Raw genomic sequence first — 10,069 nt, forward strand, 5'->3', positions numbered from 1 at the left:
ATCAGTTATTTTATGAAGCGTCTCGTCTATGCGGTTCGCGGTGCGGCCGTGTTGCGTTCGGCAGGTCCAGAACAATTACCGCCGCGCGATGGACGCCGAATACGACGGCGAACATTCCGAGTGAAAAATTGAAGGTTGCCGGCATGAACACCGAAACCGGATAGAAGAGGATGTGCGCCAGCCAGAGGCTGGCGGTAAAGGCGAGCGCGGCAAGCGCCGGGAGCGGACGAATGACGGAGGCGAGGGCGGCCAGGCGCAGCAGCCTGAGAGCCGGCAGATCGCGCATCACCATCAAAACGAAGAGATGGCAGGCGAGGACCGCGACGAAGGCGGTGGCGACGAGTGCGATCGTCAGCGGTGCGCTCAGCAACAGATTGTCGCGTGCGCCGGCGCCATAGGTTGCGATCGCATAGAGGCAGATGGCGAGAGCGCCCGCCAGCGCCAGGCCCCAGGCGGTGGCGCGCCAGAAATAGCGCAGAAAGGCTTCTCTGAAGTCCCGCAGCAGATAGGTGTTGCGGTCTTCCACCAGGGCCACCGAGACCCGGGCCATGGCGGCGAGCGCTGCCGGCAGCGTCACGACGAAGAGGGCGGCCAGGATGAAGAGGATGTTCAGCTTGACCATCTCCCACCACTCGCGGACGAGGATCTCGGCAAACAGGGCAAGGCCGGTCCTCTTGGGAGCATCCTTCGGAATGCCCGGTCCCTCCCTCGTCCACATGTCCCGCAACCACTGCATAGCCGTCTCCCGCAGGCGTCTCAGTATAAAATCGAGCGTTCCGTTTCCTTGTCGAACAGCTGGGCATTGGTCATATCGGCAACCAGCGTCGCCTCTTCGCCGATATCAGGCCGGTAGCGCGGCGAGACACGGGCGATGAGATTGCGCCCGCCCGCCACCATGTTCAGATGCACTTCCGAGCCCATCGGTTCGGCAAGTTCGACGACCGCCTTGAGGGGCGCCAGGTTCGCCGGTGCGATGTCGGCCGGCGGCAGTTCGTGGAAATTCTCCGGACGGATGCCGAGCACCAGTTCGCGGCCCTCGTAGGGGGCGATCCTGGCCTTGTCGAAATGGGCGGGCAGCGGCAGTTCCCGGCCGTCGAAGACGGCGACGTAGCCGTCGCCGCGCCGCAGAATGGTCGAGGGTAGCATGTTCATCTGCGGCGCGCCGATGAAGCCGGCAACGAACATATTGACGGGGCGGTCATAGAGGTTCTGCGGCGTATCCATCTGCTGGATATGCCCGTCCTTCATGACGACGATCCGGTCCGCCATGGTCATGGCCTCGACCTGGTCGTGGGTGACATAGATGAAGGTGGCGTTGAGGCGCTTGTGCAGCTTGGTGATTTCGGAGCGCATCGTGCCGCGCAGCTTGGCGTCGAGGTTGGAAAGCGGCTCGTCGAGAAGGAAGACCGCCGGATTGCGCACCATGGCGCGACCGAGCGCGACGCGCTGGCGCTGGCCGCCCGAGAGCGCCTTCGGCTTGCGGTTCAGGAGATGAGAGATGTCGAGGATCCTGGCGGCGTCCTGCACCTGGGCATCGATGAAGTCGCGCGATACCTTCCTGAGCTGCAGGCCGAAAGCCATGTTCTTGTAGACTGTCATATGCGGATAGAGCGCATAGTTCTGGAAGACCATGGCGATATCCCGATCCTTGGAGGGAACGTCGTTCATGACGTCGCCGCCGATCCTGAGCTCTCCGCCCGATATTTCCTCGAGGCCGGCGATCATCCGCAGCGTCGTCGATTTGCCGCAGCCCGAGGGGCCGACCAGAATGATGAATTCCTTGTCGGCGATCTCGAGGTCGATGTCGTGGACGACGGTGAGCGCACCGTAGCTCTTGTTCAGCTCTTTAAGCGAAATGCTGGCCATCGAGTTCTCCTGAATTCACCAATAGGAAGACCAGCTGCGCGAAAGGCGCGTCAAAGCTTCCATGTAATAATAATCTCCCCAGGAGACGCATTCATCGACACCCTCGCCGCGGCAGGTGTTGAACGGCGATTTCCTGGAATAGGTGGCGTGCAGCACCAGGCCGTTGGAGATCGTGGGATCCTTGACCGCATAGTGATCCGCAAGGCTCTTCATCATGCGGCGCGCCAGCGTGCGATAGCGTGCTGCCGGTTCCGGCTCGACGAGATCGGCCATCTCCAGAAGGCCGCAGGCGGTGATCGAGGCCGACGAACTGTCGCGCGGCTCGCCGTCGCCGTCCGAAAAGACGAGGTCCCAATAAGGCACCATGTCGGCCGGCAGCCGGTTGAGATAGAAGGCGAGCAGCCGGTCGAAGGTTTGGCGATATTCCTCGAGCCGCTCATAGCGATAAGAGAGCGCCATGCCAGCGATTGCCCAGGCCTGCCCGCGCGCCCAGGCGCTGTCGTCTTTGTAACCCTGTTTGGTGGCGCCGCGCACCGGCGCTCCGGTGACCGGATCCATATAGAAGGTGTGATAGGTGGAATCATCAGGCCGAACCGAGTTTGCAAGCGTGGTGCGGGCGTGAATGAGCGCGATCTCGCGGTATTTCGGATCGCCGGTCTCATGGCTTGCCCAGTAGAGAAGCGGCAGGTTCAGCAGGCAGTCGATGATGTAGCGGTATTCTTCCGCCACCCCCTTGCGGCCCCATGCCTGGATGAACTGGCCGACGGGTTGGAAGCGCTCGATCAGCTGGTCGGCGGCCAGGATTGCGGCCCTGCGGCCATCCTTGTCTCCGACGAGCTTCCAGGCGGCGATGCAGGATGGCGAATAGAGGAAGCCCATGTCGTGGTGATCGGTCTCGATGCGGTTCACGATCCGATGCAGAAAGGACTGAACATGGATCTGTGCGGCATGCCGGAACACCGGATCGCCGCTATGCTCATAGGCAAGCCACAGTTCGCCCGGCCAGAAGCCGGCTGTCCATTGGTCGTTCGCCACGGCACGATAGAAGTTGTTCACGCTCGAATGGTTCTGCGCGGCGTAAGTGAATTGAGGAAGGTTGCGCCGGATCTGCTCGACGGCAAGATCGAGCGCGGCTTTCGCTTCCTCGTCGGTGATCGGCTGGGGGGCGACGGGCGAGACGGCGTTCATGGATTTAACCCTTCAGTCCCGTCGAGGCGATGCCTTCGACGAAGAAGCGCTGGAGAGAGAGGAAGACGACGAGAACCGGAATGAGGGCGACAACGGAGGCCGCCATGATGAGCCCGTATTCGGCCGAATATTGCGAGATGAACATGCGCAGGCCGATCTGGACGGTCTTCAGCTCGGTCTTTGTGAGATAGATCATCGGCCCGAGAAAATCGTTCCAGGTGGTGACGAAGGTGAAGATCGTCAGCGTCGAGAGCGCGGGCTTCGACAGCGGCAGCATGATGCGCACCCAGATCTGGTACTCGTTCATGCCGTCGATGCGGGCCGCCTCGCAGAGCTCGGTCGGGATCGACATGTAGAACTGCCGCATCAGGAAGACGCCGAAGGCGGTGAAGGCCTGCAGGCAGATCAGCGCCAGATGCGTGTTGTTGAGGCCGAATTCACGCATCAGCAGGAATTGCGGCACCATATAGACCTGCCAGGGCATGGCGATGGTGGCGATGTAGCCGAGGAACAGGGTGTTCTTGTAGGGGAAATTCAACTTGGCGAAGGCGTAGGCGGCAAAGCTGGAGGTCAAAAGCTGCAGCAGCGTGACGATGATCGTCAGCTTCGACGTGTTGTAGATGAACAGCGCAAGCGGGATCTTCGTCCAGATATCGACGTAGTTCTGCCATTGCGGCTCGGACGGTATCCACTCGATCGGGAAAGCGAATACGTCGCGGCTGAGCTTCAAGGATGCCGAAAGCATCCAGGCAAAGGGCATCAGCATGATGAGCGTGACGGCGATGACAATGGCGTAGATCGCGACCGATCTGACGGTCACCTTGCGTCCGGCGATCCTCATGCCTCGTCCTCCTTCTGGCGGCGGAATTGGAAGACGGTGACGGCAAGCACGAGGAAGAACAGCACGAGCGAAACCATGCTCGAATAGCCGAGATCCCAGGAAATGAAGGCTTCGTTGTAGATGTGGTAGACGAGGACGAGAGTCGACGTGCCAGGCCCGCCCTGGGTGATCATGTAGATCTGGTCGAACACCTTGAAGGACTGGATCGTCAGCATGACGGTGACGAAGAAGGTCGTCGGCCCGAGCTGCGGCACGGTGACATGGATGAACTTCTGCCAGGAATTGGCGCCATCAAGATCAGCGGCCTCATAGAGCTCCGAATTGATGCCCTGCAGGCCGGCCAGATAGATGACCATGTAATAGCCCATATTCTTCCAGATGCCGAAGAGGATCACCGTCACCATTGCCCAGTGGCGATCGGCCGCCCATCCCGGCATGTTCTTGGGATCGAGACCGAGCGTGTAGAGGATCATGTTCACCGGTCCCATCTCGGGATTGAAGATCATGTTCCAGACAACCGCGACGGCCACCAGCGAAGCGACATAGGGAAAGAACATCGCCGTGCGGAAGAAGTCGCGCCCCGCGATCTTCTGGTTGAGAAGAACGGCGAGGCCGAGCGCACAGATGAGCGTCGCCGGCACGGAGGCGACCGTGTAGATGACCGTGTTCCAGAACGCCGCGATGAAGGCCTTGTCCTCGAAGAGCCGCCAGAAATTATCCAGCCCGGCGAATGTGATCGCATTCGAGCCGTCCCAATGCATGAAGGCGAGCGCGAAGGCGAACAGGATCGGGCCGAGCGTGAAGACAGCAAAGCCGATGAAATTCGGCGCAATGAAGGAATAGGCGACGAGCGCGTTGCGCATCCTGCGCTGGCGCTTGGACAAGACCGCGACTTTTCGGCTTGGGATTGCCGGAGCGCCATCCGTCGCGATGGCCGAATTCGATATGGACACCGATGCCTCCTCTTCCTCCCGCAACCACATAGCACATATCCGTTATTGGTCAAACAAGTTCTGAATAGATCATACGAATTTCATGGAAAACGTAAAATACATATGATAGGTGAGCATGGAGGCTAAGCGCTCATCAATGCTTTTCCAATCCGGGGAGGGACATGTTCAGCGAGATTTCAGAGGAGCTGCCGGATGTGCTGGGCGATTTCACGCCCGGGACGGTGGGCTCCGATCGCCCCAGATGGAACTCCGTGCCGCAGGCGGTACGGGAACTGGTCGTCGGCGAGGCCGAAGAGACGCTTGCGCGCAACTTTCCGCTGATCACGGCGTCGGATTACCGGGAGTTCACCGAAACCGGCAATCGCGCGCGCTTCGAAGAGCTATATTTCACGCGGCGCCGGATGCTCAACAATCTGGTGCTCGGCGAACTTATCGAAGGCGGGGGGCGGTTCCTGCCGAAGATCGTCGACGGCATCTTCCTGATCGCGGAGGAGAGCGGCTGGCAGCTTCCGGCGCACAACGCCTATGAACGAAGCGGCGCACGTTTGCCGCTTCCCGACAATTCGCAGCCCGTCGTCGATCTCTTCGCCGCCGAAACGGCCGCCCTGCTTGCCACCATCGTCGCATTGCTTCGCGACGAGCTCGACGGCATCAGCCCCGAGATCACGGCACGCGTAGAGCGCGAGATCGAGATCCGCATCCTCTCGCCCTATCTCGGCCGGCATTTCTGGTGGATGGGCCGCGGTGAGGAGCGGATGAACAACTGGACGGCATGGATAAGCCAGAACATCCTGTTGACGGCCTTCTCTCTGAAAACAGATCAACCCACGCGGCACGCCGTCGTCAAAAAGGCGCTCGGCAGCCTCGACGCCTTCCTGAAAGGCTATGCCGAAGACGGCGCCTGCGAGGAGGGCGTGCTCTATTACCGTCACGCCGCGCTCTGCCTGCATGGTGCTTTGACCATCCTGGATAGGGTGGCGCCGGGCCTGTTCGGCCGATTTTGGCAAGAGCCGAAGATCCGCAATATGGCCGAATATATCGCTCACATGCATGTGGCCGGCCGCCATTATTTCAATTTCGCGGATTCCTCCGCGGTGGTCGAACCCTGCAGCGCACGGGAATACCTGTTCGGACAGGCGGTCGGCTCTGAGATGCTGGCTGAGTTCGCTGCATCCGACAGAGCCGCGTCCGACAATCCGCACCTGCCGGGGGAATGGAACCTCTGGTATCGCGTGCAGGAACTGCTGGTCGGCCCGACGCTTCCCGCTGCCGCCGAGCCGCATCCCGCATCCCGGCGCGATATCTTCTATCCCGGCATCGGCTTGTTCATCGCCCGCGACGCGCAGTTTTCGCTCGCCGTCAAGGGCGGCAACAATGGCGAGGGCCACAATCACAACGATGTCGGAAGCGTAACGCTCTACAAGAACGGACGTCCGTTCCTGATCGACGTTGGCGTCGAGACCTATACCGCAAAAACTTTCTCGGCGCGGCGCTACGAGATATGGACGATGCAGTCGGCGTTCCACAACCTGCCGACATTCGCAGGCGTCATGCAGTCCGCCGGCGAAGCCTTTGGTGCGCGCGACGTCGAGATCGGATTTGACGAAGGGAGCGCGCGCATATCCCTCGATATTTCAGGCGCCTATCCCCCCGAAGCGCAGTTGCACAGCTACCGCCGCGTCGTTTCCCTGCTGCGCGGCCGCCACGTCGAGATCGTCGATACCTTTGACGGGGGCAAGCCGGCGGTCCTGTCGCTGATGACATGCCTGGCGCCGACCGTCAGCCCGGACAGGATCGACCTGGCAGATCTCGGCAGCATTTTCGTCGACGGCGCCGACGAGATCGAAATCGACGAGATCGTCGTGGAGGACGCCCGGCTGAGATCGGCCTGGCTCGAGAAAATCTACCGGCTGCGCGTGAGGTTTGCCGAAAACCTCCTGAGATTGCGGATCGTCTAGAACGGGATCGCTTTAGGCCGGGGTCGGCCTAAAGTCCTGAATCCTGTTATGAATTAAAGAGTTAGAGCATGATGTCGACATCATGCTTTGGAGGGGGCGAGCATGGAATTGACGCTGAAGATCGTGGATGCCGATGGGGCAGTACTGGCGAGTTCCACAGGCCGGGACGAGACGTTCCTGGTCTATCGCCAGAGCTATCGCGAAGGCGATCACGTGGTCGTGGAGGTTTCCGAACCTGGGCACATCTACCTCTCCCTGGACGGCGCGATCCAACCCGGCCTGGTTTATATGAAGGAATGCGCCTATTCGCTCGCCGTACCCTTCGGCGACAAGCGCAAGCCCTATTCGCCAAATGCCTTCAGGGGCGATATCCACCGGCTTTCAGCGCGAAGCACCCGCCCCGACGAGATCGTCCATCGGCGCAATCTCGCCCTGAACCCCTGGGACGATCACGCCAATCGGGCTCTGTTTCCGCATGCGCGCGCCAATGTCGAGACCCGGGGCGAAGCGGTTTTTGCCGCTCGCAACGCGATCGACGGCGAAAAGGCCAACGACGATCACGGTTTCTGGCCCTATACGAGCTGGGGCATCAATCGCGATCCGCAAGCGGCCCTGACGGTGGAATTCGGCCGGCCGGTCAGGATCGACGAGATCGTTTTCTATCTTCGGGCTGACTTCCCACATGATTCCTGGTGGGAAAAGGCCAGCATCACCTTCTCGAACGGCAGTACCTCCTGTTTTCCGCTGGTGAAATCGGGCGCCGCCCAGGCCTTTCCGATAGAGCCCTGCATCATCGAATGGGCGGAACTGCACGGCCTGATCAAGGCCGAGGACGCCTCGCCCTATCCGGCGCTGACCCAGATCGAAATCTGGGGAATCGAGGTGCTAGAACAGGATGATTTTAGGCCGGGTCGGCCTAAATCTGAATCCTGTTCTACATTACAGAGTTAGAGCATGATGTCGTCCGAAAACCGCTCACACTTTTCGGCATGATGCTCTAGCAGGCTGTTGAAGAAGTCTCTGTTTTGCTTTGAGAATGGCCTCGTCGCCATATTGGTATGCGAATGTGATCTCGATCGAGCCATCGTCGAGCAGTTCGGCATGACCGTCGCTCGAGACCTCGTCCATTGTTCTAACCGAGCGCCAGAAACCTATTCCGTCAATCACGAAAGGCGTGGGCCATTCGTTGCGCTCACAAGTAAATTGCACCGCCTCGTTCTTCTGATCCCATGATTGGACGGCCGGGAGCCTATCCCGAAGAGAAGCAGGGGCCGTAAAGGACATCAAAGGCCGGCGAAGGGAAAACTTTAAAAGTGCTTGACGCAACCACGCCGAATAGAGGAGACCCAACATTCCGCAAGACTGACTATTTTACGAAAACTCGAGCCTTACTCATAGCTCGCAGCACAGTCTGACATTCTGTGAAACAATGGATGTCTCGTTGCGTAACGAAAGCCATCGGATGCCCGACATGAAAATTATTTGGAAAAAAGTTGAATTACAGTTGTTTTTTATTTACGCGACCGCCCATCTTCCCATTTTTCTCTTATTAGATGCCAGGTATTGGGATGACTGGAGCCTTTCTGGTGCCAGTAAAGATATGCTTGTTTCTGTGTTTACGCAGGCTGGACTTCCGATTATCGGATACTACCACTATGCTATACAGCTGGTCGGCTGGTGGCTTTACGCATTCTCTACCTTTTCGCTAGGCTATCTTATCGTTCTCGTATTTTATCTCATTCTAAAAGCTTTCAATTTCTCGAAATTTGACGCAATGGCCCTATCGTTTCTTGTGGCGGTCCTACCTCTCAACCATGCTAGAATTGCAGCAATCAATAATCCCGGGCTTATTTTCATATTAATCTTCGTCTTTGCTATTTATATTTTTGTTATATCGGCAAAAGAGAATAATAAGTATAAAGAATACTTTTCATATACATTATTTATGCTTTCATTCCTGTTAAATTCCTTAGTTCCGGCGTTTCTGCTGGTGCTATTTTTAGCTGCTTACCTCCTTTACAAAAAGGAAAATGCTTTGGAGGATGCATTTTATCATCGAAAATATTTAAATATAATCAAATATGTCATAAAGAATACATATTTGATTATATTGCTTCCGTTCATTTATGCTGTAATTCAGCATTTTTTGTTAAAAAAAAGCGGCATGTTTGCGGCTGATTACAACATCATTGACATAAAATTCTCGACGTTAATCTCCGATATTACGGTAATATTTGTTTACTTATTTCCACATGATGGAATTTATCTTGGTAACAGGCTTCTCTTGCTAGTTTTCGCAGCTGCCCTGATGGTGGTTTATTCCATCACCTCCTATCAAGTGCGCAGCAGCCCCGAGGTCGAACACAGTGGAAGAGGACTGATCGGCATGGGTGTCGTGCTGCTGGGGCTTGGCGCGTCAGCCTATGTGATGGTCGGGAAGGAGCCCTCCTATGAGCCTTGGACCGAGACCCGTTTTCAGGTACTGCTCCCGTTCGGTGCGGCCTTCTCGACGCTGGGTCTATTCAAGATCATATGTGCCGTTTTTCCGGCGATGAATCCCGAAAAACGTCATCGGATGGAAGTGGCCTCTTTTGCCGGCTTAATCGCGGTGTTCATTGTGAATTGGTGGTTCGTCTATGGCACCTTTTACCTGGACCACCTTTGGCAGGAGGCTTTTGCTGACACCATCAGAAACACTCCTGCCCTGCAGAGCCGCAATTCCGTAATCCTCGACCGATCAGGCCTGCAAGCTTTCGATACCACGGCCGGATTGGGCGAATACGCCGGGCTGCATGAATCCGCGACCGGGAAGCATGATGCATTGATCCTGAATTATGATTCCATGATCGCTTATGGCGGCTGGTCTGGATTTGTGAGTAAATTCGGAAGGTTCTTAGGCGCCTGGACGAAAGTCGAAGACGCGGCGTTTGATGTTCCAGGATGCCTCTATATCATTCACCGCGGACGCGCCGGGCAAAACAAATGGTCCTACGCGGCCAATGCCTTTATTGTCAAGATAACGTATCCTGAACGCTATGTAGCAAGAGATCTCTTGAGTTTTGACGGTCCCTTTTGCCAATCGACCCGGTGAAAATTGAGGGCGATGCGGCGGCAAGTGGTCTGACAGATCCGGACCATCTGTGCGCGCCCTTCCAATCCAACGGTAGATGCCATCGGCTATCAGATCTGCCCCAAACGTTCGCGCTGATATCTGCCAGCCTGTACGCGTTCGCACCAATCGAGGTTGTCGAGATACCACTTGA

The 10,069-nt window shown here is 57.5% G+C and carries 8 protein-coding genes; 3 read left to right on the forward strand and 5 right to left on the reverse strand.

Annotated elements, in window-relative coordinates:
* Window positions 1-10 precede the first annotated feature (10 nt).
* From V8P77_RS26215 to V8P77_RS26235, 5 genes are read right to left on the reverse strand one after another with little or no spacing between them, the layout of a single operon-like run.
* Window positions 11-736: a DUF624 domain-containing protein gene (locus tag V8P77_RS26215; protein WP_335914888.1), complete on the reverse strand. Its 726-nt coding sequence runs from the start codon at window positions 734-736 to the stop codon at window positions 11-13.
* Between the two features lie 20 nt (window positions 737-756).
* Complete coding sequence (locus V8P77_RS26220) at window positions 757-1,866, reverse strand: ABC transporter ATP-binding protein (RefSeq protein ID WP_335914890.1); 1,110 nt, start codon at window positions 1,864-1,866, stop codon at window positions 757-759.
* 15 nt (window positions 1,867-1,881) lie between these two features.
* Complete coding sequence (locus V8P77_RS26225; protein WP_335914892.1) at window positions 1,882-3,054, reverse strand: glycoside hydrolase family 88 protein; 1,173 nt, start codon at window positions 3,052-3,054, stop codon at window positions 1,882-1,884.
* A gap of 4 nt (window positions 3,055-3,058) precedes the next feature.
* Entirely contained in the window at window positions 3,059-3,895 is an 837-nt protein-coding gene (locus tag V8P77_RS26230; RefSeq protein WP_335914893.1) for a carbohydrate ABC transporter permease, read from the reverse strand.
* Complete coding sequence (locus tag V8P77_RS26235) at window positions 3,892-4,878, reverse strand: carbohydrate ABC transporter permease (protein ID WP_335914895.1); 987 nt, start codon at window positions 4,876-4,878, stop codon at window positions 3,892-3,894. The genes V8P77_RS26230 and V8P77_RS26235 overlap by 4 nt, the downstream gene beginning before the upstream one ends.
* A gap of 131 nt (window positions 4,879-5,009) precedes the next feature.
* Here V8P77_RS26235 and V8P77_RS26240 point away from each other — a divergent pair, with 131 nt between their 5' ends.
* The 3 genes from V8P77_RS26240 to V8P77_RS26250 all read left to right on the forward strand — a co-directional run bounded on the left by V8P77_RS26240 (window position 5,010) and on the right by V8P77_RS26250 (window position 9,897).
* Window positions 5,010-6,806 carry a heparinase II/III domain-containing protein gene (locus V8P77_RS26240; RefSeq protein WP_335914896.1) on the forward strand — a complete coding sequence of 599 codons (1,797 nt, stop codon included), beginning with the start codon at window positions 5,010-5,012 and terminating at the stop codon, window positions 6,804-6,806.
* Between the two features lie 102 nt (window positions 6,807-6,908).
* Window positions 6,909-7,757: a carbohydrate-binding protein gene (locus V8P77_RS26245; RefSeq protein ID WP_335914898.1), complete on the forward strand. Its 849-nt coding sequence runs from the start codon at window positions 6,909-6,911 to the stop codon at window positions 7,755-7,757.
* 511 nt (window positions 7,758-8,268) lie between these two features.
* Window positions 8,269-9,897: a hypothetical protein gene (locus tag V8P77_RS26250; RefSeq protein WP_335914900.1), complete on the forward strand. Its 1,629-nt coding sequence runs from the start codon at window positions 8,269-8,271 to the stop codon at window positions 9,895-9,897.
* Window positions 9,898-10,069 lie beyond the last annotated feature (172 nt).

Source organism: Rhizobium aouanii (genome assembly GCF_037002925.1).
In the GTDB taxonomy this organism is placed as follows: domain Bacteria; phylum Pseudomonadota; class Alphaproteobacteria; order Rhizobiales; family Rhizobiaceae; genus Rhizobium; species Rhizobium aouanii.